The sequence below is a fragment of the Mesorhizobium sp. WSM4898 genome, assembly GCF_029625845.1.
Taxonomy (GTDB): domain Bacteria; phylum Pseudomonadota; class Alphaproteobacteria; order Rhizobiales; family Rhizobiaceae; genus Mesorhizobium.
The window spans coordinates 486,043-506,787 of the sequence record NZ_JARTVQ010000001.1; the positions used below are offsets into that span (position 1 = coordinate 486,043).

The following is a 20,745-nucleotide window of genomic DNA, read 5'->3' on the forward strand; positions in this document are numbered from 1 at the left end:
GGGCGCGGATTGCCGGCCTGACTAGCAGATCGGCTGCCAAACGACAATGGGATATAAAGAAATCTTTATTCGTGCATGTCTTTCGAGACAATGCGAGCAGCGATCGGCGGCCTTCAGATTTCCTCGCCGAAGCGCGAGGCGACCAATTGCTCCAGCGCGTCCATGGCCGGACCGGCTTGCGGACCGGTGGCGGTGACGCGGATCGAGTAGCCGGGGCTTGCCGCCAGCATCATCAGGCCCATGATCGAGGTGCCGCCGACCTTCACGCCGTCCTTCTCGACATGGATGGTTGCGTCGAAGCCGCTGGCGACCTGGACGAACTTGGCCGAGGCGCGGGCATGCAGGCCGCGCTGGTTGACGATCGGGAACTCACGCACAACCTCGTCTTTTTCCGGCGCATGGGCGTTCATTTGCTGCTCAGAAGCTGGCTGGCGACGTTGATGTACTTGCGCCCTGCGGCCTGCGCCTCGTCGAGCGCGGCGGCCATGTTGTCGCCCTTGCGGACCGACGAGAGCTTGATCAGCATCGGCAGGTTCATGCCGGCGATGACCTCGGTGCGGCCCGATTCCATCACCGAGATGGCGAGGTTGGAAGGCGTGCCGCCGAACATGTCGGTGAGCACGATGACGCCGGCCCCGGTGTCGACGCGTGCCACCGCGTCGACGATGTCGGCCCGGCGTTTCTCCATGTCGTCGTCGGCGCCGATCGCGACCGTTTCGAAATTGTCCTGTGGCCCCACCACGTGTTCGACGGCATGCCGGAACTCGGTGGCGAGTTGACCGTGCGTCACGAGCACGAGTCCGATCATTCTTTGGTGGCTCCCGTCATCGCCGCTTTACTGGCGTATTTTATGTTCGCCAACCATTCCAGGCGGCGGGAGCGCTATCTTGTCGACGCACGGCCGGTTGACAAGCCCAAAATTGCGACGGCCCGGTCCATTTTGACGCATTGCAGCAAAAAATCCGGACCCGGATCATGAAAAAGGCGCTATCGACAGCCGCGCCATCACGGCCGGCACGCCTGTGACAACATTGTGCTCGGCAAGATCGATGCGCGGCACCAGGCAGCCCGCGACCGGCTCGCTGATTTCTTCCTGGAAGCGGGCCATTTCCTCTTTCGGCACCAGCCGGACGTGCAGGTCGATCACGCCGCCCGGCTCGAACGGCAGCGGGCTCGGAATGAAGCCGGGCACTTCGGCGAGACCGGCGATGGTGGCCGGCGCCCGGCAGACCAGCCGCCCGTGACGCGGGGCGGCAAGCAGCCTGTCGTCGCCGATCAGTCGCGAAAACAGCCCGCGCACCCGGCAATGATCGATGAGCGTCAGCGCCAGCGTCGTCTTGCCGGCGCCGGACGGCCCGGTGATGAGGACGCCGCGATCGCCGATCAGGATCGCCGTTGCGTGGATATTTTCGGGCTTCACGGCAGGATCGGACATGATCGTTTCTGTCTGGGAACGGAGATCAGCCTTCGGCCGGCAGGGTCACCACGAAGCGCGCGCCCTTGATCTCGCCCGGCTTGGTGCCGGGGATGTTTTCCGCCGTCAGCGTGCCGCCATGCGCTTCGACGATCTGGCGGCTGATCGACAGGCCCAGGCCGGAGTTCTGGCCGAAGGCCTCACCGGCGGGCCGGTCGGTATAGAAGCGCTCGAAGATGCGATCGATCTTTTCGGCTCTGATGCCCGGACCGTTGTCGTCGACGGTGACGATGTTGAACTTGCCGGCGCGCGCCAGCGAGATGGTGATATGGCCGTGTTCCTCGGGAACGAAGGAACGCGCGTTCTCGATCAGGTTGGTGATGACCTGGCCGATCCTCAGATCATGGCCGACGACGACATAGCCTTTGACGCCCTGCGGCAGCTTGGCGACCTTGAGCTCGATCTCGACCGACTTCTTGTTGCGCGTCGTCTCGCGCGAGACCGCGACAAGATCGGTGATGAACTTCTTCAGATCGACCGTCGAGGCATCCTCGCGCGCCAATTCGGCGTCGAGCCGCGACGCATCGGAAATATCGGTGATCAGTCGGTCGAGCCGCTTCACGTCGTGCTGGATGATTTCCATCAGGCGCGCGCGTGAGGTGTCGTTCTTGGCCAGCGGCAGCGTTTCGACCGCGCTGCGCAGCGAGGTCAGCGGATTCTTGAGCTCGTGCGAGACATCGGCCGCGAAGCTTTCGATCGCCTCGATGCGCGCATAGAGCGCGTTTGTCATGTCGCGCACCGCGATCGACAGATTGCCGATCTCGTCTTGACGGTCGGAGAAGTCCGGGATCTCCTCGCGGTTCTTGACGCCGCGCCGCACCCGTACGGCGGCAGCCGACAGCCGCCGCAGCGGATTGGCGATGGTGGAGGCCAGCAGCAGCGAGAGGATGGCCGTGACGAGCGCCGCGATGCCGAACACGCGCAGGATGGCCTTGCGTTCGGCCGCGACGATCTTGTCGATGTCGCCGCCTTCGGTAGACAGCATCAAGACCCCGAGCACGGCGCGAAAGCGCTGGATCGGCACCGCCACCGAGACGATCTGCTCGCCCTGCTCGCTTACCCGCACGATGGTCGAGGGACTGCCGGTCAGCGCCTTGACCACTTCGGGGAAGGCCGCGCCATTGCCGCCGGGCTGTTCGTGATAGACGGGCAGGTCCTTGTTGCGGAAGAAGTCGAAGACGAATTTCTCGACGCGCTCCAATAGGTCGGGCTGCTCGTCGTCGACAGGCGGCAGGTCGTAGCGCAGGATCTGGCCGCGCGAATAGAGATGCCGTGAATCGAGCAGCAGGTTCGCGTCGCGGTCGTAGATGCGGGCGCGCGTGCGGGTCGGCGAGATCAGCCGCCGCAGCACCGGCGCCACGCGCTCGGGATTGATCGGGAAGTCGAGATTGTCGAGCTGGTCCGAGCCTGGCCCCAGGCTTTCGCCGGCCTGCAGCTCGAGCAGCTTTTCCGGATCGATGCTGATCGAGTCGGTCTCGACCGTCGCCGAGGCCGCGATGGCGCCAGCGATGATCTCGCCTTGCGTCATCAGGCTTTCGACGCGGGCGTCGATCAGCCCGTCGCGGAAGGTGTTGAGGTAGAGGATGCCCGTGACCAGCACGGCAAGGCCGGCCAGGTTGAGAAACAGGATGCGCCGCGTCAGGCTGGAGAAGATGTGGTGGCCGAGGAAGCGGCGCATCGGCACCGTGATCTTCGACAGGAATGCAGGCACGATACGCGACGGGCGCTTCGCCGCGCCCGCCCGCCTGCCTCGCTCTGCGTCCACTGCCATCAACTAGCAGTCCCTGTCCGGTGAATGGTGCATGGCGAATGGAAAAATGGGGCGCTTAGATAGAGCCCAGTGGGCCGCTCGCACCATCCACCATTCACCATTGACTATTCACTATATCAAGCTTCCCGAAACCGGTACCCGACTCCGTAAAGGGTTTCGATCATCTCGAAGTCGTCATCGACGGCCTTGAACTTCTTGCGCAGCCGCTTGATGTGGCTGTCGATGGTTCGGTCGTCGACATAGACCTGCTCATCATAGGCCGAGTCCATCAGCGCATCACGGCTTTTTACCACGCCGGGGCGCTGCGCAAGCGAATGCAGGATCAGGAACTCGGTTACCGTCAGCGTCACCGGCTCGCCCTTCCAGGTGCAGGTGTGCCGCTCCTGGTCCATCACCAGTTGGCCGCGCTCGAGCGAGCGCGCCTGCTGGCTGGGCGCCTTGGCGGCCGCCTCGCGGGCGCTGGTGCGGCGCAGCACCGCGCGCACCCGCTCGACGAGCAAGCGCTGCGAGAACGGTTTGCGGATGAAGTCGTCGGCCCCCATCTTGAGGCCGAACAATTCGTCGATCTCGTCGTCCTTCGAGGTCAGGAAGATCACCGGCAAGTCGGATTTTTGCCGCATCCGGCGCAACAGCTCCATGCCGTCCATGCGCGGCATCTTGATGTCGAGGATGGCGAGGTTGGGCGGCCGCGCCGCCAGGCCTTCGAGTGCCGACGCGCCGTCAGTGTAGGTTTCGACGCGGTAGCCCTCGGATTCGAGCGCGATCGACACCGAAGTCAAAATATTTCGGTCGTCGTCGACAAGCGCGATTGTTGCCATTTCAAGCGGCTCCCTCATGAGCTGTCCCTTCTGTCGTCGAGAAAGGGCTTTTGCAGGACAAATTGGGTACAAAATGTGGCACGGGCCTTGTCCGAAGTCACGGGCGGCCTGCCGCTACACACGATCGCACCCATAACCGGATTGGACGAACGAAGCCTGCCAATCCTTTGGGCAACCTCTGTGATTTTTTGCACATATAAACGATTTAAACAACTTTCAAAATTTTTAAATCGATTAATGATTTGATATCATTCGCCTTTTCTGGTTCTGACCCTAACTAGTCCCTTGCGCGTTCCGGCAATGACCGGTCAGACGCGGCCAAAATCCGGAGAGGAAATTTGATGTCGGAAGCCGGCAAACGCAACCCCGACTGCGCCATTGACGCGATCGGCCTGAGGACCACGGGCACGGTGCGATATAATTTCGGCGCTGCCGAGCTCTATGAGGAAGCGATCCGCCGCGGCGAGGCGAAATTGACGGCGCAGGGCGCGCTGGTTGCCGAGACCGGCCAGCACACCGGACGCTCGCCGAAGGACAAGTTCGTCGTGCGTGACGACAGCACCGCCCCGCATGTCTGGTGGGAAAACAATAAGGCGATCTCGCCGGCGCAGTTCGAGACGCTCCTCGCCGATTTCCGCGCCCATGCTGCGGCCAAGGACCTCTATGTGCAGGATCTCGTCGGCGGCGCCGACGCCGAGTTCCAGCTGCCGGTTCGCGTCGTGACGGAATTCGCCTGGCACTCGCTGTTCATCCGCAATCTCCTGATCCGCCCGCAAGCCGCCGAGCTCGACCGCTTCGTGCCGCAGATGACGATCATCGACCTGCCGTCCTTCCGCGCCGACCCGGCCCGCCACGGCACCCGCGCGGCGACGGTTATCGCGGTCGACCTCACCCGCAAGATCGTGCTGATCGGCGGCACGTCCTATGCCGGCGAGATGAAGAAATCGGTGTTCACCGTGCTGAACTACCTGCTGCCGCAAAAAGGCGTCATGCCGATGCATTGCTCGGCCAACGAAGGACCCGCCGGCGACGCGGCCGTCTTCTTCGGCCTTTCCGGCACAGGCAAGACGACACTGTCGGCCGATCCATCGCGCACGCTGATCGGCGACGACGAGCACGGCTGGGGGCCGCACGGCATCTTCAACTTCGAAGGTGGCTGCTACGCCAAGACGATCAGGCTTTCGGCCGAGGCGGAGCCCGAGATATTCGCCACCACGCAGCGCTTCGGCACGGTGCTGGAGAATGTGATTCTCGACGCTGCGCGCGCGCCGGATTTCGACGACGGCCGCCTGACGGAGAACACGCGCTGCGCCTATCCGCTGGATTACATTCCCAATGCCTCGAGGACCGGCCGCGCCGGCCATCCGAAGAACATCATCATGCTGACGGCCGACGCCTTCGGCGTCATGCCGCCGATCGCCCGGCTGACGCCGGCGCAGGCGATGTATCACTTCCTCTCCGGCTATACCGCCAAGGTCGCCGGAACCGAAAAGGGCATAACTGAGCCCGAGGCGACCTTCTCGACCTGCTTCGGCGCGCCCTTCATGCCGCGCCATCCGTCAGAATACGGCAATCTGCTGCGCGAGCTGATCGCCGGCCATGGCGTCGATTGCTGGCTGGTCAACACCGGCTGGACCGGCGGCGCCTATGGCACCGGCCGTCGCATGCCGATCAAGGTGACGCGCGCCCTGCTCGGCGCGGCGCTCGACGGCTCGCTCAATGCCGCCGAATTCCGCACCGATGCCAATTTCGGCTTCGAGGTGCCGGTGGCGGTGCCGGGCGTCGACGGCGCCATTCTCGATCCGCGCTCGACCTGGGCCGACAAGGCGGCCTATGACAGGCAGGCCTCCAAGCTGGTCAACATGTTCGCCGCCAACTTCGAGAAATTCGAAACACATGTCGACGCGGCCATCCGCGGCGCGGCACCGCGCCTGCAGGAGGCGGCGGAATAGCTGCCGCTCCGAACATCTTCCTCCAGGGCCCGGCTTGGGCCGGGCCTTTTCTTTTTCCCGCCGCCGCGCCATGACTGTGCGCATGAATGCCGACGACAGCATCATCATCGCCAGTGACGCGGTCATCCATCCGGACGACCTGCACGAGGATTTCATCCGCTCTTCCGGCCCGGGCGGCCAGAACGTCAACAAGGTGGCGACCGCCGTCCAGCTGCGCTTCGACGCCGCCAATGCGCCGGGCCTGTCGGAGCGGGTGCGGGAGCGCGCCATCAAGCTCGCCGGCCAGCGCGCAACCAAGGATGGCGTCATCGTCATCGAGGCCGGGCGCTTCCGCACTCAGGAACAGAATCGCGCCGACGCGCGAGCCAGGTTGACGGCACTGGTCGCCAAGGCGGCCGAGCCGCCGCCGCCGCCGCGCAAGAAGACGAAGCCTTCGAAGGGCGCCGTCGAGCGGCGCCTCAAGACCAAGGCCGGGCGCTCGACGGTGAAGAAGCTGCGCGGCCGGGTCGAAAGCGACTAGGGGCCGAGATCCGACGACGGCCGCTTTCGGGTCGCGAAGCCGTTCTGCCGGTGGCATGCTCGGACGGACTGATCGGATCGAATCCCATGCTCGTTCTGCCCAAGGGCGTTCGCCATATGCCGGGCTATCTGTCGCGCACGGAGCAGGAAGCGCTGGTCGAGGAGATCAGGCGCGTCGTGCGGGCGGCGCCGCTTTACGTGCCGGCCATGCCGCGCACCGGCAAGGAAATGAGCGTGCGCATGACCAATTGCGGGACGCTTGGTTGGGTGACCGACCGCGAGCGCGGCTATCGCTACCAGCCGATGCACCCGGTGACAGGCGAGCCCTGGCCGCCGATCCCCGAAGCCCTGATAAAAGTGTGGCGCGAGGTGTCGGCCTATTCGCACGCGCCGGAAGCCTGCCTCGTCAATTTCTATTCGAGCGAGGCCAAGATGGGTCTGCACCAGGACCGCGACGAGCAGGATTTCGCAGCACCCGTCGTTTCGGTGTCGCTCGGCGACGACTGCCTGTTTCGGGTCGGTCACACCACGCGCGAAGGCGGCACCAAGTCGTTCAGACTGAAGAGCGGCGATGTCGTCGTGCTTGGCGGGGAGGGACGCCTCTGTTTCCACGGCGTTGACCGCATCTACCCAGCGACCTCGGCGCTGTTGAGGAGTGGCGGCCGTATCAATCTGACGCTGCGGCGGGTAACGGTGCCCGCAAGCTAACGAAATCTAGAAGTTTTCCTCATAAAGACGGGCAGCTATTGCAGCTTGGGGCTCGGCAATGACGGAAAGCTATTCGGTCCTCCGCGGCCTGTGGGCAATCGTCACGGAGGCAGCCCAACTCGTTCGGAGGGATTCGGGCCTCTATCTGGCCATCGTCATTTATGTTTTGGCCGGGCTGATCTTTCTGAACGCGATTGGCGCGGCCGACCGCCTCGCGTTCTCGATATATTTCGGGTCCTGGATTTCCCTCAACGGCTTCGCACTGCCCACAACAGCAATCCTTGCCGACGCAATTCTCATTATGCATCGCTTCAATTCCCGGCGACGTTTGGTTGCGAAAAGAGTGTTTTCGACCGGGCGGTTGGCATATTCGCTATCGGGATTGTGCCTTCTGATGGCGCTCATGATCTTTCAGGGCAATTTCACTTCCGTGAAAAACGGAATGTCGGCCTGGCAAGGCGGTTTTCAATTCGATGTCCTGCACGCGGACATCGACGCTTTCCTCCATTTGGGCGCCGATCCGTGGCGCTGGCTCTACTCCGTGGCCGAAAGTGATCTGGTGCGCGCCATAATAGAATGGAACTACAACGTCTTCTGGTTTCTGCTGAATTTCGTCGGCTTGTTCTTCGTCGCGACATCGCCCATGGTTGCATCGGTCCGAACGCGCTATCTCGCCTGCTTTATGGCAGTCTGGATCCTGGTCGGGAACATCCTGGCGGCGCTGTTCCTCTCGGCGGGTCCGGCATTTTACGGCGCGGTCACGGGAGACACGGCGCGATTTGGTGAACAGCTTGCATTCCTGGCCCGCGGGGCTGGGTCAAGCAACTCCGCGGCCGCCTACCAGCAGTATCTATGGTCGCTGTATGAGGCCAAGCAGACCGGTTTTGCCACGGGTATCTCGGCGTTTCCCAGCGTTCACGTCGGCCTTGCAATGCTCAATGCATTGTTCGTGCGCGAATACAGCCGCCTCCTCGGCGCCTTCGCTCTGCTCTACGTGGCCTTTGTTGCTGTCAGCTCGGTCTATCTGGCATGGCACTATGCAATAGACAGCTATGTCGCCGTCATCGTCGTGTCTGTGATTTACATCGTCGCTCGCAAGCTAATCCCCGCGGACCGTCGCCTCGTGCCGAACATGCCGATCGGAACCGTCAACCGTCCCGTGGCGGCCGCTACGGTCTGCTGAGACCCGGCTCCTTATCGAAGCTGCCGCCGACTAAGAACAAAGACTAATTTGAAAGCGCGTCGCCTGAATCGACGCCAGGGCCATGCGCTTTAGGCGCCGGTCCGCCGGATTCTATCAGAGTTTCCGCAATGCCACCTCTTCGACCAGGTGGTTGGCGCCTTTGCGCAGGATGAGGTCGGCGCGCGCCCTGGTCGGCAGGATGTTCTCGCGCAAATTCTTCAGGTTGATGTTGCTCCACAGGCCCTCGGCGATGGCGCGGGCGGCATCCTCCGACAGCTGCGAATAGCGGTGGAAGAAGGAGTCCGGGTTGCGGAAGGCAGTCTCGCGCAGTCGCATGAAGCGCTGGGTGTACCACTGGTGAATCAGCTTCTCGTCGGCATCGATATAGATGGCGAAGTCGAAGAAATCCGACAGGAACGGCACGATCTTGCCGTCCTTCGGCAGCTTGCCCGGCTGCAAAACATTGATGCCTTCGAAGATCAAAATGTCCGGCCTGTCGATGGTGACGAACTCGCCCGGAATGACGTCGTAGGTCAGGTGCGAGTAGACCGGGGCCCGGACGTCGCGCTGCGCCGACTTGATGCCGGAAAGGAAGCGGAGCAGGGCGCCGACGTCGTAGCTTTCTGGAAAGCCCTTGCGCTCCATCAGATTGTTGCGGCGCAGGATCTCGTTCGGCAAGAGGAAGCCGTCGGTGGTGATGAGATCGACCTTCGGGCTCGACGGCCAGCGCGCCAGCAATTCCTTAAGCACGCGAGCGGTGGTCGATTTGCCGACGGCGACCGAGCCGGCGATGCCGATGATGAACGGCGTCTTGACGACGTCCTGCGCGTTGAAGAAGGCCTGGCGCTGCCTGAACAGCAGCTGGCTCGCCTCGACATGCGCCGAAAGCAGACGGGAAAGCGAGAGGTAGATGCGCTTGACCTCTTCGAGGTCGACCGGGTCATTGAGCGAACGCAGCCGGTCGATCTCGTCCTCGGTCAGCGTGAGCGGCGTGTCGGCGCGGAACTGCGACCATTGCTCGGCCGAGAAGAAACGAAAGGGGGAGTATTTCTCGGTCGGAGCAAGCTGGTCCATCGAGTCTCCTGCCCTCCTAGAGCATGATGCCGAAAAGTGTGGAGCGGTTTTCGGACGACATCATGCTCTATCCGTCTTTAGCGGTCAGCCCCGGGGCCGGGACGCCTTTTCAGCGACGCCCGAGCGGCCGGTGCGACCCTCGAGCTCCTTCAGCACGTCCTGCAGCGGAATGCCCGCGATCGCGAGGACGACCAGCCAATGATATAGAAGATCGGCGCTTTCCGAAACGAGGGCCTGCCTGTCGCCGCGAATGGCGGCGATCACCGCCTCGACCGCTTCCTCGCCGAGCTTCTGCGCCGCCTTGTCCATGCCCTTGGCGAACAATTTCGCAGTCCATGACTCCGGATCACCGGAATGGGCGCGCTGATGAATTATCGTTTCCAGCTCGGCGAGTGAAAATTGAGCCATAGCAGTGGTTTAAGTCCGATGAACGGTCGAGTCCAGCCGCATCGGCAGGCCGGCGCCCGCCATATGCGCCTTGGCCTCGGCGATGGTGTAGGTGCCGAAATGAAAGATCGAGGCGGCAAGCACGGCGGCGGCATGACCATCGCGGATGCCTTCCACCATGTGATCAAGCGTGCCGACGCCGCCCGAAGCGATGACCGGCACACGCACGGCATCGGCGATCGAGCGGGTCAGCGCGATATCGTAGCCGGCCTTGGTGCCGTCGCGGTCCATCGAGGTCAGCAGGATCTCGCCGGCGCCGCGATCGACCATCTTCTTGGCGAACTCGACCGCGTCGATGCCGGTCTTCTCGCGCCCGCCATGCGTGAAGATCTCCCAGCGGTCGGCCTCGCCGGCAGCCGATACTTTCTTGGCGTCGATGGCGACGACGATGCACTGGTTGCCGAACTTGTCGGCAGCCTCCGCGACGAAATCCGGGTTCTTCACCGCCGCCGTGTTGATCGATACCTTGTCGGCGCCGGCCAGAAGCAGCCTTCGGATGTCGGCCACCTGGCGCACGCCGCCGCCGACGGTGAGCGGCATGAAACATTGTTCGGCCGTGCGGGCGACCACGTCGAAGATCGTCTCGCGATTGTCGGACGATGCGGTGATGTCGAGGAAGCAGAGCTCGTCGGCGCCCGCCTCGTCATAGGCCTTCGCCGCCTCGACCGGATCGCCGGCATCGACCAGGTCGACGAAATTGACGCCCTTAACCACGCGGCCGTTCTTGACGTCGAGACAGGGAATGACGCGGGCTTTCAGCATCAGCGCCCCTCCATGGTCGACAAAAGGTCGACCACCAGCTCGCCGACCTGCGGCGGCACCTCGCCCTTCGGGTCGAACGCCGGATCGTAGGCGGAAATGGTAAGTCCGGCGATGCTGAGCGGGCCGGCAAAGCCGCACATCGCGGTGCGGACCTGCTCCGGCGCCGGGCCGCCGAGCGTTGCGTAACGATTGGCCTGCAGCGTTTCCGGATCATGCACGTCGAGGTCGACATGCATGTGAATGCGCTCGGCACCCGTGGCCTTCAGCTTCGCCGCGGCCACTGCCCAGTCCGGACACTCGGTGCGGATGATAGGCAGCTTCTCCAAAAGCTCTTTCTCGGCCGTATCGAGGTCGCGTGCGTTGACCAGGACACAGCGGGCCGGCTCGATCGGCTTGAAGCCGGGAATCTGCGCCGCCATGCGCCGCCAACACAATCCAAGCGCCGTTGCCAGCGCCATGCCGTCGAGAAAGCCGGAGGTGGAGGTTTCCGGAGTGTTGAGGTCGCCATGCTGGTCGGCCCAGATGATGGCGTCCGCGCCTTCACCGGCCACCGCGCCCGCGCTGGTTAGGCAGTTGCCGGCCAGAACGATGGGAAAGCGGCCGTTGTCCAGCGCGATGCGGACCTCGCCCGAAACGACGTTGCAGACGGCAAATCCCGTGCCGATCTCGCGCTCCTGCTCGTCCTCGACGACCTTGCCGATGTCGCGCACCTCGACGTCGTGACCGGCAAGCTTCAGCGCCTCGGCCAGCCCGCCGGAGATCAGCGCATCGGGGCCTTGGCCACAGCGGCCGTGAAAGTGGCCGCTGTCATAGGACGCCAGGATGATCGAGATGTTCACGCTCGTGCCTCCGCGTTGTTGCCGCGCAGGATGGCGAGCGCCTCCGCCGGGTCGATGCGCCCGTCATAGAGCGCGCGACCGGAGATCGCACCCTCCAGGCGCTTCGCATCGGGCATGGTCATGCGCACGATGTCGGCGATGGAGGCCAATCCGCCGGAAGCGATCACCGGGATCGACACCGCCTCGGCAAGGTCGATGGTGGCATCCCAGTTGATGCCGGAGAGCACGCCGTCGCGGTCGATGTCGGTGTAAATGATGGCGGCCACGCCCGCACCTTCGAACTTCCTCGCCAATTCGATGACGCCGAGTTCCGAGGCTTCGGCCCAGCCCTCGACCGCCACCTTGCCGCCCTTGGCGTCGATGCCGACTGCTACCTTGCCGGGAAAGGTCCTGCATGCCTCCTTCACCAGTTCGGGCTCCCGCACCGCCACGGTCCCGAGGATGACTCGCGCCAGCCCGCGGTCCAGCCAGTCCTCGATCTGCGCCAGCGTGCGGATGCCCCCGCCGAGCTGCACCGGGTTCTTCGTCGCCTCGAGGATGGCGCCGACCGCGGCGGAATTGACGATCTGGCCCTTGAAGGCGCCGTTGAGGTCGACGACGTGCAGCCATTCGAAGCCTTGCTCTTCGAAGGCTCGTGCCTGGGCCGCCGGGTCATCGTTGTAGATGGTGGCGGTCGCCATGTCGCCGTGCTTCAGGCGCACGCATTTGCCGTCCTTGAGGTCTATTGCCGGAAACAGGATCACGACCAGGCGCCCTCGACGATGGCGAAGTGGCCGGTCGATGCCGCCAGCCGGAATTTCAAGGCTTCCTGGTACTCGGGCGACTGATAGCAGGCGAGCGCCCTGTCGTAAGAATCGAACTCCACCACGACATGGCGGTTTCCCGTTGCTCCCTCCGGGTCGGTATGGCGGCCGGCCCGAACAGCAAACTTCGCGCCAAATTTGGCGAAGGCCTTCGCGTTGGCCTCGATGTATTTCTTGTAGGTGTCCGGGTCGCGGACATCGATCATGGCGATCCAGTAGCCCTTCTTGGTCATTCAGGGCCTCCAATTCAGGAAATTGGTGATCAGCGCCAGGCCGAGCGCCTGGCTTTTCTCGGGATGGAACTGCGTGCCGGCAAAGTTGTCGCGGGCAACGGCCGCCGTCACCGGCCCGCCATAGTCGGCCGTCGCCAGCACCTCGGCCGGGTTCCTCGCCTCCAGGTGGTAGGAATGGACGAAATAGGCGTGCAGCCCTTTCGGACCGGTCTCGATGCCCGAAAACAGCGGATGCTTGCGCGCGAGCTCGATCGTGTTCCAGCCGATCTGCGGGATCTTCAGTGCCGGATCCTTCGGCGTGATTTCCTTGACGTCGCCGGCAATCCAGCCAAAACCCTCGGTGACGGTCTTTTCCAGCCCGCGTTCCGACATCAATTGCATGCCGACGCAGATGCCGAGGAACGGTCGCCCTTTGCGAAGCGCCGCCTCTTCCACCGCTTCCCACATGCCGGTGACGGCATGCAGGCCGGCCGCGCAGTCTGCATAGGCGCCGACGCCCGGCAGGACGATGCGGTCGGCGCTGCGCACCCGCTCGGCGTCGGCCGTGAGATCGATGGTCGCGGCGATGCCCGCCTCATGCGCGGCGCGCTCGAAGGCCTTGGTGGCCGAGCGCAGATTGCCCGACCCATAGTCGATGATCGCTACCCGCATGTCAGGGCCTTCCCGGCGTATGGGTCAGCCCCAGCGCCATGCCTGTCTGCGCAGGCCGCGCCAGGTTGGTGTCGGGCACGATGTGCGGCATCGGCGCCTGTTCCTGCGTGCGCTCGCTGGCTTCGAGCGCGTGACGGACCTCGGCATCGCCGAGCCTGCCGGCCTCGACGACGCCCCATTCCCGCCAGCCGCGGCGGCGGAGCGCCGCGATCCGCAGGGCTTGGCCTTCGAAGCCGATATAGAGCGACACCAGCAGCGAGAGCGCCGATCCAGCCCATTCAAGCCTTAGTTTCTCGCCGAGCATGGACAACGCGGCCATGGCCGCGAAGGTGAGCAGGGCCTCGATCCAGAGGCGGTGCCAGGCGAGCCAGATCGGCGAGAACAGGAAGCCGAGCCAGGTGAAGCTGTCGCGCACCAGGGCGGCGTCCTCCTCGTTGCCCCCCGCAGGCGGCTCCATCACGACATAGATGGCCATAGGGTTATCCTTTCAGGGATCCCTTGGTGGACGGCACCGCATCGGGCTGGCGCGGGTCAGGCTCCAGCGCCACGCGCAGCGCCCTGGCCACGGCCTTGAAGCAGGTTTCCGCAATATGATGGTTATTGGCGCCGTAGTGGTTGGTCACATGCAGCGTTATGCCGGCATTCTGCGCCAGCGCCTGGAAGAATTCGCGCACCAGCTCGGTGTCGAATGTGCCGATCTTCGGCGACGAGAAGGAAACGTTCCAGACCAGGAACGGCCTGCCGGAAACGTCGATCGCCGCCCGGGTCAGCGTCTCGTCCATAGCGAGCTCGATCGAGGCATAGCGCATGATGCCGCGCCGCTCCCCCAAAGCCTTGCTCAGCGCCTGGCCGATGGCAATGCCGGTATCCTCGACCGTGTGATGGTCGTCGATGTGAAGATCGCCTTTGGCCTCGATCGTCATGTCGATCAGCGAATGGCGCGACAGCTGATCGAGCATGTGGTCGAAGAAGCCGACACCCGTCGAAATGTCGGATTTACCCGTGCCGTCGACATGGACCGATACGGAAATCTCGGTTTCCTTGGTCTTGCGGCTGATTTCTGCGGAACGGGGCGGCATCAGTCTGTCCTGTTCAGAGGCGCGGGCTTGAAAACGAGAGCCTTCTATCAGCATGATCCGGCGATTGCCAGTTGCCATTCCGGACTGTATCGGCCTTGCCGCGGACGGTTTGCAATCACTCGCCCTATGCATACATATGGCCGATCAAAGTCACTCGTACCGCGCCAATCGCCTTTGAGGGATAGCGCGACTCGGAGCAGGAAATGTCGAATGAACTGACCATGCACGCCACGACCATCGTCACCGTGCGCAAGGGCAGCAAGGTTGTCATCGCCGGCGACGGCCAGGTCAGTCTTGGCCAGACCATCATGAAGGGCAACGCCCGCAAGGTGCGCCGCATCGGCAAGGGCGGCAGTGTCATTGCCGGTTTTGCCGGCGCTACCGCCGACGCCTTCACCCTCCTCGAACGCCTCGAAGCCAAGCTCGAACAATATCCTGACCAACTGACCCGCGCCTGCGTCGAGCTCGCCAAGGACTGGCGCACCGACCGCTATCTGCGCCGCCTGGAAGCGATGATGCTGGTCGCCGACAAGTCGGTCTCGCTCGCGCTGACCGGCACCGGTGACGTGCTCGAGCCAGAACATGGCGTCATGGCCATCGGCTCCGGCGGCAACTACGCGCTCGCCGCCGCCCGCGCGCTGATGGACACCGACAAGGACGCCGAGGAGATCGCCCGCAGGGCGATGCAGATCGCCGCCGATATCTGCGTCTACACCAACAGCAGCTTCGTCGTCGAAACGCTCGATGCCGCCTAGGCGGCCGGCCATGATCCCGAAAAATGGGAATCGGCTTCTGGAACAGATCATGGTCGAACAGGAAGACAGCTACGATTTTCGGCCGGTCACCCAAAAGGATCTGCCGATGATCGCCCGCTGGCTTGCCGAGCCGCATATCGCCGAATGGTGGGGCGATCCGGAAAAGGAGATCGCCGAGATACGCGAGCATATCGGGTCGGTTTCGGTGGAGCCGCTGATCGTCGAATTGGGCGGCAAGCCGATCGCCTATCTGCAGAGCTACGATCCGCATCTCGAGGACAACCATCCTTACGCCGACCAGCCATTCGGCACGCTGGGTATCGATCTGTCGATCGGGCCGCCGGACCTGGTCGGCATCGGCCACGGCTCGGCCATCGTCCGCCAGTTCGTCGCGGAACTGTTCGAGGAAGGCGCGCCGCGTGTCGTCATCGATCCGCATCCCCGCAATGGCCGCGCCATCCGCGCCTATGAAAAGGCCGGCTTCAGGCCGATCGGCCGCAGGCATTCGGAATACGGGGACGTCGTGCTGATGGCCGTCGATGCGGCCGAAATCGACCAACAAGAGGGGGACTGATCACAATGACCGCATCCGGGGGAGACAAGACGCTGTCGGCCTATGAAGACAGCTGGCGCATGGGGCTGCTGCTGGTGCTGGCTCTCGTCGTTTTCCAGGCCGGCATTCTCTACGGCATGGGCCATCCGCCGATCTGCACCTGCGGCTACGTCAAGCTCTGGCACGGTGTGGTGAACAGCTCGGAGAATTCCCAGCACATCGCCGACTGGTACACCTTCTCGCACATCATCCACGGCTTCCTGTTCTATGCGCTGGCCTGGGCTCTGTTCCCGCGCTCGCCCGTCGGGCTGAGGCTGGCTTTCGCCGTCCTCATCGAGGGCGGCTGGGAACTCCTGGAGAACAGCCCCTTCATCATCGACCGCTACCGCGCCGGCACTATCTCCCTCAACTATTACGGCGACAGCATCATCAATTCGGTGTCCGACACGCTGTTCATGGCGCTCGGATTTGTGATGGCGCGAAAGCTCCCTATATGGGTGATCGTGGCCCTGGCGCTCATTTTCGAATTCGGCACGGGCTACATCATCCGGGACAATCTGACGCTCAACGTGATCATGCTGCTGCATCCGTTCGAGTCCATCAGGCAGTGGCAAAGTGGAATTTGAGTAATATGAGCACCTTTTCTCCCCGCGAAATCGTTTCGGAACTCGACCGCTTCATCATCGGCCAGAAAGACGCCAAGCGCGCCGTGGCGATCGCCTTGCGCAACCGCTGGCGCCGCCAGCAGCTGGAGGGCCAGATGCGCGAAGAGGTGATGCCCAAGAACATCCTGATGATCGGCCCGACCGGCGTCGGCAAGACCGAGATCTCGCGCCGGCTGGCGCGGCTGGCCGGCGCGCCTTTCGTCAAGGTCGAGGCCACCAAGTTCACCGAGGTCGGCTATGTCGGCCGCGACGTCGAGCAGATCGTGCGCGATCTCGTCGAGGTCGCCATCGGGCTGACGCGCGAGAAGATGCGTGAGGACGTCAAGGCGCGCGCTCACATCAATGCCGAAGAGCGCGTGCTCGAAGCTTTGGTCGGCAAGACCGCGAGCCCGGCCACGCGCGACAGCTTCCGCAAGCGGCTGCGCGACGGTGAGCTCGACGACAAGGAGATCGAGATCGAGGTGGCGGACACCGGCACCGGCGGTATGCCGGGCTTCGAGATCCCCGGCATGCCGGGCGCCAATATCGGCGTGCTCAACATCAACGACATGCTGTCGAAGGCGATGGGCGGCAGGAAGACCAAGACCCGCAAGACGACGGTGAAGGAATCCTACGCGCTACTGATCAATGACGAGTCCGACAAGCTGCTCGACCAGGACGAGGTGGTTCGCCAGGCGCTGGAATCGACGGAGAATGACGGCATCGTGTTCCTCGACGAGATCGACAAGATCGCGGCCAGGAGCGACATTTCGGGCGGTCCCTCGCGTGAAGGCGTTCAGCGCGATCTGCTGCCGCTGGTTGAAGGCACCACCGTTGCGACGAAATACGGGCCGATCAAGACGGACCATATTCTTTTCATCGCCTCGGGCGCGTTCCACGTCTCCAAGCCTTCGGACCTGCTTCCGGAGCTGCAGGGCCGCTTGCCGATCCGGGTCGAATTGCGTGCCCTGGAGAAGCAGGATTTCGTCCGCATCCTCACCGAAACGGAGGCCAGCCTCATCAAGCAGTATATTGCGCTGATGAAGACCGAAGGCGTCGAGTTGGCCTTCACCGACGACGCCATCGATTCGCTCGCCGGCATTGCCGTCGACCTCAACGCCAATGTCGAGAACATCGGCGCCAGACGCCTGCAGACGGTGATGGAACGGGTGCTGGACGAGATTTCCTACGACGCGCCGGACCGCCACGGCACGGCGGTCACCATCGATGCCGACTACGTGCAGAAGCATGTCGGCGATCTCTCGCGCAACACCGACCTGTCGCGGTTCATCCTCTAACGGGCGAAGCCCGGCGATGTGTGGCCAGATGGTACCATCTGGCCACCTTTCGTCCCGTCGGAAGCTTGCCTCGTCTCGACTCTCCTACGCGCTTTACCTAGTTTGCCGCCGACTTGAAGGCGGCGGTGGATGAAGAAACGCATACTTCTTTTTGTTGGGCTGGCATTGGCCGCGGCGGTGGCAACGGCGGACGCGGCGACCATGGTGCCGCCGGGCAATCGCAACAGCGTGCAGCCGGATATTCCCGGCGCTTCCAGCCGGCGCACCCAGGCCACCAACACCACCTTCCAGGCCAAGTATCGCAAGGTCTACGCGCTCTTGCAGAACGATGCCGAGCTGCGCGCCAAGATCAGGAAAGTGGCGGCCGCCTACGACATCGATCCGATGCACATCGTCGGCGCCATCGTCGGCGAGCACACCTACAATGTCGACGCCTATGATCGGCTGCAGACCTATTACGTCAAGGCAATGTCCTACCTGTCGAGCAAGCTCACCTTTGCTTATGAAGGGGAGGACGTCAGCGATTTCGTTGAGCGGCCGCAATTCCAGAAATGCGCCGGCATAACCGACAGCTACGATCTCTGGGAATGCCGCGAGCAGGTGTGGAACCATTCCTTCCGCGGCAAGACCGTCGGTGGGACCAGCTTCCCCAACGACCGCTTCGGAGCCACTTTCTTCCAACCCTACTATGCCGGCCAGACTTTCGGACTAGGCCAGCTCAACCCGCTGACGGCGCTGCAGATGAGCGATCTCGTGCACAAGGTCTCCGGCCTGCCCGAGCTCGACGTCAATGATCCGAACACGGTCTACAAGACCATCATGGATCCCGACCTCACGCTGCCTTACGTCGCTGCGACCATCAGGAAGTCGATCGACGCCTACAACAGCATCGCCGGCTTCGACATCTCGCATAATCCGGGCCTGACCGCCACGCTCTACAATGTCGGCAACCCCGAGCAGCGCGCCTATGCGTTGGAGGAGGAGAACGAGAAGCGTCGCGCCGCCGGGGAACCGGAAAAGCTGCCCGAGGAGAATTATTACGGCTGGCTGGTCAACGACAAGCTGGACGAGCTGAAGACGCTGTTCTAGCCGGCTGACCCGGGTGGCTCAGTAGCCTTCCGAGGCGAGAAACGCCTCGAACTTGCGCATTTCGTCGGCATCCGCCTCGACCATGTGCCGCGGCTCTGGATAGGCGCCCGCCTGGATATCGTCTGCATATTCGCGGAAGGCCGCGATGCGCTCGCTCTGCAGGCGGTCGAACTCCGCCGCGAAGTCGCGGTAGCGCTTGGCATGGCGCGGATAATGGCCGCGATTGCTGCCGAGCACGTCTTCGGAGAACAGATATTGCGCATCGCAGCCGGCGCCGGCGCCCATCGAGATCATGATCAGCGATGTACGCCGCGAGATCGCGCTTGCAACCGGGGCCGGCACAACTTCGATCTCGGCGGCGAAGGCGCCGGCGGCTTCAAGGTCCTTGACCTGCTTCCAGACGAAGGCAGCACTTTCGGCCGTCTTGCCGACCGCCTTGAAGCCGCCCGTCCAGGTCGCATGCGCCGGGATCAGCCCGACGTGACCGCAGACCGGAATATGCTCGTCGCGCAGCCGGCGGATGGTCTGCAGGCTGGCCGCGCAATACATGGCGTCGGCGCTGGCCGCGCGCAGCTTCACCGCCATGCGCAGGATCTCGTCGGTGGTTGCGCCCAGCTTGATGCGTTCGTCGCCGGGAATGGCAAAGCAGGTGGGCGCGGCGTCGCGAAAACGCGGATCGAAGATAAGATCATAGGGGACCGAGATGATGTCGATGCCGGCACGCTCGGCGGCCTCGGCCTCCTCCAGCGAGAAAACGCGCAGCTTCGAAAGCTGGCGCTTGCCCTTCAGCAATTGCAAATCGGCGACGGTCGGTCTGTTGCGTGCCATGTCCGTGGATCCCCTCGTTTCCAGCGATTACTCGGGCCTATGCCGCCAGCAGCGACTTCAGCTTGACCGATTGCGTGCCGAGCGCCTCAGGCGCGGGCGTCGCCCGCTTCGCGATCAGCATCTCGGCCAGCCGTATGTCGCGCGCCACCGCATTGCCGGGCCCGATGCCGCTGGCGGCGACCAGCCTGCCGTCCTCGGCCAGGTGGAACAGAATGAAGGCGCCGTCGTAGAGGTCGCGCCGTACGGTCGAGCGGCCTTCGTCCGAAAGCCCGGCGATCTGCAGCGTGAGCCCATATTGATCCGACCAGAACCACGGCACCGCGGCATGCGCCTCGTTGGCGCCCAGCATGTTCTTCGCGGCGAGCGCGCCCTGCTCCTGCGCGTTGCGCCAGGCTTCCAGCCGCACGCGCCGGCCGCCATAGACGGCGAGCGGGAACGAGCAGCAGTCGCCGGCGGCAAAAACATCCGGATCCGCGGTGCAAAGGTTCTCATCGACGGCGATACCATTGTCGATCGCAAGTCCTGCTTCGGCGGCGAGCGCCGTCACCGGCACGGCGCCGATGCCGATCACGGCAAGATCGGCGACGATTTCCTGCCCGTCGGCAAGCGTGATGCGAACTTGCGTGCCGTCGTCGGCAATCGCCGTGATGCCTTGGCCGGTAAGCACCTTGACGCCTTCGGCCTGATGCGCCTTGTGAATGATTTCCGCGACCTCGGCCGGCACGCCGCGCATCAGGATGCGCGGCTGCGCCTCCAGCACCGTGACCGTGGCGCCTAGCTTGCGCGCCGAAGCGGCAAGCTCGAGGCCGATGAAACCGCCGCCGATGATGGCGACGCGGTTCTCCGGCTTAAGATGGGCGCGGATCGCGAGCGCGTCGTTGAAGGTCCTGAGATAAACGCAGCGGCCGCCCAGACCAGGCATCGGCAGCTTGCGCGGCACGGACCCGGTCGCGAGCAGCAGCTTGCCATAGCCAAGCGAAGAGCCGTCGGAGAGGCGCACGAGATGCGCGGCGCGGTCGATAGCGACGGCCCGAACGGAATGGATGTGGCGGATCGAGTGTTCGGCCAAAAGCTCGTCGCTGGCGATCGCCTTGATGAGGGGCGCCTCGCTGGTCATCGCCTCCTTCGACAGCGGCGGCCGTTCATAGGGCAGATGCGGCTCGTCGCCGACCAGCGTCACCGGCCCTTCATGACCAAGGTCGCGCAGGGTAAGCGCGGCACGACCGCCGCACTCGCCGGCGCCGATGATGACCATTCCTCCCGCC

General features: G+C 63.7%; 25 protein-coding genes. 9 read left to right on the forward strand and 16 right to left on the reverse strand.

The features are described from left to right. Positions 1 to 113 precede the first annotated feature (113 nt). From P9228_RS02455 to P9228_RS02475, 5 genes are all read right to left on the reverse strand, one after another. Positions 114 to 410, reverse strand: coding sequence for an HPr family phosphocarrier protein (locus tag P9228_RS02455; RefSeq protein WP_067323867.1), 297 nt, complete (start codon positions 408 to 410; stop codon positions 114 to 116). After that, positions 407 to 808, reverse strand: coding sequence for a PTS sugar transporter subunit IIA (locus P9228_RS02460; protein ID WP_067002921.1), 402 nt, complete (start codon positions 806 to 808; stop codon positions 407 to 409). Before P9228_RS02460 ends, P9228_RS02455 begins: the two co-directional genes overlap by 4 nt. A gap of 165 nt (positions 809 to 973) precedes the next feature. Continuing rightward, positions 974 to 1,435, reverse strand: coding sequence for an HPr kinase/phosphorylase (locus P9228_RS02465; protein WP_278052185.1), 462 nt, complete (start codon positions 1,433 to 1,435; stop codon positions 974 to 976). Between the two features lie 25 nt (positions 1,436 to 1,460). Further along, the gene (locus P9228_RS02470; protein WP_278052186.1) at positions 1,461 to 3,245 is read right to left on the reverse strand and encodes a sensor histidine kinase; all 1,785 of its coding nucleotides are present in this window, start codon (positions 3,243 to 3,245) and stop codon (positions 1,461 to 1,463) included. Between the two features lie 116 nt (positions 3,246 to 3,361). Next, positions 3,362 to 4,063 (reverse strand): response regulator transcription factor, encoded by a 702-nt coding sequence (locus tag P9228_RS02475; RefSeq protein ID WP_006201274.1) that lies wholly within the window; start codon positions 4,061 to 4,063, stop codon positions 3,362 to 3,364. 341 nt (positions 4,064 to 4,404) lie between these two features. Between P9228_RS02475 and P9228_RS02480 the strand changes: the two genes are divergently transcribed. The 4 genes from P9228_RS02480 to P9228_RS02495 all read left to right on the forward strand — a co-directional run bounded on the left by P9228_RS02480 (position 4,405) and on the right by P9228_RS02495 (position 8,425). Then, a complete protein-coding gene (locus P9228_RS02480) occupies positions 4,405 to 6,015 on the forward strand; it encodes a phosphoenolpyruvate carboxykinase (RefSeq protein WP_278052187.1) in 1,611 nt (536 codons plus the stop codon). An 82-nt stretch (positions 6,016 to 6,097) separates the two neighbouring features. Next, a complete protein-coding gene (gene arfB, locus P9228_RS02485; protein WP_095782128.1) occupies positions 6,098 to 6,535 on the forward strand; it encodes an alternative ribosome rescue aminoacyl-tRNA hydrolase ArfB in 438 nt (145 codons plus the stop codon). Positions 6,536 to 6,621: 86 nt separating this feature from the next. Beyond that, positions 6,622 to 7,242, forward strand: coding sequence for an alpha-ketoglutarate-dependent dioxygenase AlkB (locus tag P9228_RS02490; RefSeq protein ID WP_278052191.1), 621 nt, complete (start codon positions 6,622 to 6,624; stop codon positions 7,240 to 7,242). A gap of 58 nt (positions 7,243 to 7,300) precedes the next feature. Beyond that, positions 7,301 to 8,425, forward strand: coding sequence for a phosphatase PAP2 family protein (locus P9228_RS02495; protein ID WP_278052193.1), 1,125 nt, complete (start codon positions 7,301 to 7,303; stop codon positions 8,423 to 8,425). A gap of 114 nt (positions 8,426 to 8,539) precedes the next feature. Here P9228_RS02495 and coaA read toward each other — a convergent pair whose 3' ends face one another. From coaA to hisB, 9 genes are all read right to left on the reverse strand, one after another. Further along, positions 8,540 to 9,499: a type I pantothenate kinase gene (gene coaA / locus P9228_RS02500; RefSeq protein WP_067002907.1), complete on the reverse strand. Its 960-nt coding sequence runs from the start codon at positions 9,497 to 9,499 to the stop codon at positions 8,540 to 8,542. An 84-nt stretch (positions 9,500 to 9,583) separates the two neighbouring features. Beyond that, on the reverse strand, positions 9,584 to 9,907 hold the full coding sequence (locus P9228_RS02505) for a phosphoribosyl-ATP diphosphatase (protein WP_278052198.1): 324 nt from the start codon (positions 9,905 to 9,907) through the stop codon (positions 9,584 to 9,586). A 9-nt stretch (positions 9,908 to 9,916) separates the two neighbouring features. Beyond that, positions 9,917 to 10,711 (reverse strand): imidazole glycerol phosphate synthase subunit HisF, encoded by a 795-nt coding sequence (gene hisF, locus P9228_RS02510; protein ID WP_278052874.1) that lies wholly within the window; start codon positions 10,709 to 10,711, stop codon positions 9,917 to 9,919. Next, the gene (locus tag P9228_RS02515) at positions 10,708 to 11,547 is read right to left on the reverse strand and encodes an arginase family protein (RefSeq protein ID WP_067002904.1); all 840 of its coding nucleotides are present in this window, start codon (positions 11,545 to 11,547) and stop codon (positions 10,708 to 10,710) included. Before P9228_RS02515 ends, hisF begins: the two co-directional genes overlap by 4 nt. Next, positions 11,544 to 12,290, reverse strand: coding sequence for a 1-(5-phosphoribosyl)-5-[(5-phosphoribosylamino)methylideneamino]imidazole-4-carboxamide isomerase (gene hisA, locus P9228_RS02520; RefSeq protein ID WP_278052200.1), 747 nt, complete (start codon positions 12,288 to 12,290; stop codon positions 11,544 to 11,546). Before hisA ends, P9228_RS02515 begins: the two co-directional genes overlap by 4 nt. Then, complete coding sequence (locus P9228_RS02525) at positions 12,287 to 12,583, reverse strand: DUF1330 domain-containing protein (RefSeq protein WP_067323883.1); 297 nt, start codon at positions 12,581 to 12,583, stop codon at positions 12,287 to 12,289. Before P9228_RS02525 ends, hisA begins: the two co-directional genes overlap by 4 nt. After that, positions 12,584 to 13,234: an imidazole glycerol phosphate synthase subunit HisH gene (gene hisH / locus P9228_RS02530; RefSeq protein ID WP_095827266.1), complete on the reverse strand. Its 651-nt coding sequence runs from the start codon at positions 13,232 to 13,234 to the stop codon at positions 12,584 to 12,586. 1 nt (position 13,235) lies between these two features. Then, entirely contained in the window at positions 13,236 to 13,709 is a 474-nt protein-coding gene (locus P9228_RS02535) for a DUF2628 domain-containing protein (RefSeq protein WP_127216636.1), read from the reverse strand. A 4-nt stretch (positions 13,710 to 13,713) separates the two neighbouring features. Further along, positions 13,714 to 14,313: an imidazoleglycerol-phosphate dehydratase HisB gene (gene hisB, locus P9228_RS02540; protein WP_095825521.1), complete on the reverse strand. Its 600-nt coding sequence runs from the start codon at positions 14,311 to 14,313 to the stop codon at positions 13,714 to 13,716. Between the two features lie 203 nt (positions 14,314 to 14,516). On the opposite strand from hisB, the gene hslV reads away from it, so the two are divergent. From hslV to P9228_RS02565, 5 genes are all read left to right on the forward strand, one after another. Continuing rightward, a complete protein-coding gene (gene hslV, locus P9228_RS02545; RefSeq protein WP_067002895.1) occupies positions 14,517 to 15,068 on the forward strand; it encodes an ATP-dependent protease subunit HslV in 552 nt (183 codons plus the stop codon). 49 nt (positions 15,069 to 15,117) lie between these two features. Continuing rightward, the gene (locus P9228_RS02550; protein ID WP_278052208.1) at positions 15,118 to 15,642 is read left to right on the forward strand and encodes a GNAT family N-acetyltransferase; all 525 of its coding nucleotides are present in this window, start codon (positions 15,118 to 15,120) and stop codon (positions 15,640 to 15,642) included. A gap of 5 nt (positions 15,643 to 15,647) precedes the next feature. After that, on the forward strand, positions 15,648 to 16,247 hold the full coding sequence (locus tag P9228_RS02555; protein WP_067002893.1) for a DUF2585 domain-containing protein: 600 nt from the start codon (positions 15,648 to 15,650) through the stop codon (positions 16,245 to 16,247). A 5-nt stretch (positions 16,248 to 16,252) separates the two neighbouring features. After that, positions 16,253 to 17,563, forward strand: a complete 1,311-nt coding sequence (gene hslU, locus P9228_RS02560; RefSeq protein WP_067323891.1) for an ATP-dependent protease ATPase subunit HslU — start codon at positions 16,253 to 16,255, stop codon at positions 17,561 to 17,563. A gap of 129 nt (positions 17,564 to 17,692) precedes the next feature. Next, positions 17,693 to 18,652, forward strand: a complete 960-nt coding sequence (locus tag P9228_RS02565) for a DUF1402 family protein (RefSeq protein WP_278052213.1) — start codon at positions 17,693 to 17,695, stop codon at positions 18,650 to 18,652. Positions 18,653 to 18,670: 18 nt separating this feature from the next. Here the strand turns inward: P9228_RS02565 and P9228_RS02570 are convergent, their stop codons facing one another. Both P9228_RS02570 and P9228_RS02575 read right to left on the reverse strand, forming a co-directional pair. Continuing rightward, positions 18,671 to 19,480, reverse strand: coding sequence for a 3-methyl-2-oxobutanoate hydroxymethyltransferase (locus P9228_RS02570; RefSeq protein WP_067323895.1), 810 nt, complete (start codon positions 19,478 to 19,480; stop codon positions 18,671 to 18,673). 37 nt (positions 19,481 to 19,517) lie between these two features. After that, positions 19,518 to 20,735 (reverse strand): FAD-dependent oxidoreductase, encoded by a 1,218-nt coding sequence (locus P9228_RS02575; RefSeq protein ID WP_278052216.1) that lies wholly within the window; start codon positions 20,733 to 20,735, stop codon positions 19,518 to 19,520. Positions 20,736 to 20,745: the final 10 nt, after the last annotated feature.

What these genes read in the sequence shown, in the direction of transcription:
- P9228_RS02455 (WP_067323867.1), bottom strand. Translation starts at nt 410, where the DNA reads ATGAACGCCCATGCGCCGGAAAAAGACGAGGTTGTGCGTGAGTTCCCG.
- P9228_RS02460 (WP_067002921.1), bottom strand. Translation starts at nt 808, where the DNA reads ATGATCGGACTCGTGCTCGTGACGCACGGTCAACTCGCCACCGAGTTC.
- P9228_RS02465 (WP_278052185.1), bottom strand. Translation starts at nt 1,435, where the DNA reads ATGTCCGATCCTGCCGTGAAGCCCGAAAATATCCACGCAACGGCGATC.
- P9228_RS02470 (WP_278052186.1), bottom strand. Translation starts at nt 3,245, where the DNA reads ATGGCAGTGGACGCAGAGCGAGGCAGGCGGGCGGGCGCGGCGAAGCGC.
- P9228_RS02475 (WP_006201274.1), bottom strand. Translation starts at nt 4,063, where the DNA reads ATGGCAACAATCGCGCTTGTCGACGACGACCGAAATATTTTGACTTCG.
- P9228_RS02480 (WP_278052187.1), top strand. Translation starts at nt 4,405, where the DNA reads ATGTCGGAAGCCGGCAAACGCAACCCCGACTGCGCCATTGACGCGATC.
- arfB (WP_095782128.1), top strand. Translation starts at nt 6,098, where the DNA reads ATGAATGCCGACGACAGCATCATCATCGCCAGTGACGCGGTCATCCAT.
- P9228_RS02490 (WP_278052191.1), top strand. Translation starts at nt 6,622, where the DNA reads ATGCTCGTTCTGCCCAAGGGCGTTCGCCATATGCCGGGCTATCTGTCG.
- P9228_RS02495 (WP_278052193.1), top strand. Translation starts at nt 7,301, where the DNA reads ATGACGGAAAGCTATTCGGTCCTCCGCGGCCTGTGGGCAATCGTCACG.
- coaA (WP_067002907.1), bottom strand. Translation starts at nt 9,499, where the DNA reads ATGGACCAGCTTGCTCCGACCGAGAAATACTCCCCCTTTCGTTTCTTC.
- P9228_RS02505 (WP_278052198.1), bottom strand. Translation starts at nt 9,907, where the DNA reads ATGGCTCAATTTTCACTCGCCGAGCTGGAAACGATAATTCATCAGCGC.
- P9228_RS02525 (WP_067323883.1), bottom strand. Translation starts at nt 12,583, where the DNA reads ATGACCAAGAAGGGCTACTGGATCGCCATGATCGATGTCCGCGACCCG.
- hisH (WP_095827266.1), bottom strand. Translation starts at nt 13,234, where the DNA reads ATGCGGGTAGCGATCATCGACTATGGGTCGGGCAATCTGCGCTCGGCC.
- P9228_RS02535 (WP_127216636.1), bottom strand. Translation starts at nt 13,709, where the DNA reads ATGGCCATCTATGTCGTGATGGAGCCGCCTGCGGGGGGCAACGAGGAG.
- hisB (WP_095825521.1), bottom strand. Translation starts at nt 14,313, where the DNA reads ATGCCGCCCCGTTCCGCAGAAATCAGCCGCAAGACCAAGGAAACCGAG.
- hslV (WP_067002895.1), top strand. Translation starts at nt 14,517, where the DNA reads ATGTCGAATGAACTGACCATGCACGCCACGACCATCGTCACCGTGCGC.
- P9228_RS02550 (WP_278052208.1), top strand. Translation starts at nt 15,118, where the DNA reads ATGGTCGAACAGGAAGACAGCTACGATTTTCGGCCGGTCACCCAAAAG.
- P9228_RS02555 (WP_067002893.1), top strand. Translation starts at nt 15,648, where the DNA reads ATGACCGCATCCGGGGGAGACAAGACGCTGTCGGCCTATGAAGACAGC.
- hslU (WP_067323891.1), top strand. Translation starts at nt 16,253, where the DNA reads ATGAGCACCTTTTCTCCCCGCGAAATCGTTTCGGAACTCGACCGCTTC.
- P9228_RS02565 (WP_278052213.1), top strand. Translation starts at nt 17,693, where the DNA reads ATGAAGAAACGCATACTTCTTTTTGTTGGGCTGGCATTGGCCGCGGCG.
- P9228_RS02570 (WP_067323895.1), bottom strand. Translation starts at nt 19,480, where the DNA reads ATGGCACGCAACAGACCGACCGTCGCCGATTTGCAATTGCTGAAGGGC.
- P9228_RS02575 (WP_278052216.1), bottom strand. Translation starts at nt 20,735, where the DNA reads ATGGTCATCATCGGCGCCGGCGAGTGCGGCGGTCGTGCCGCGCTTACC.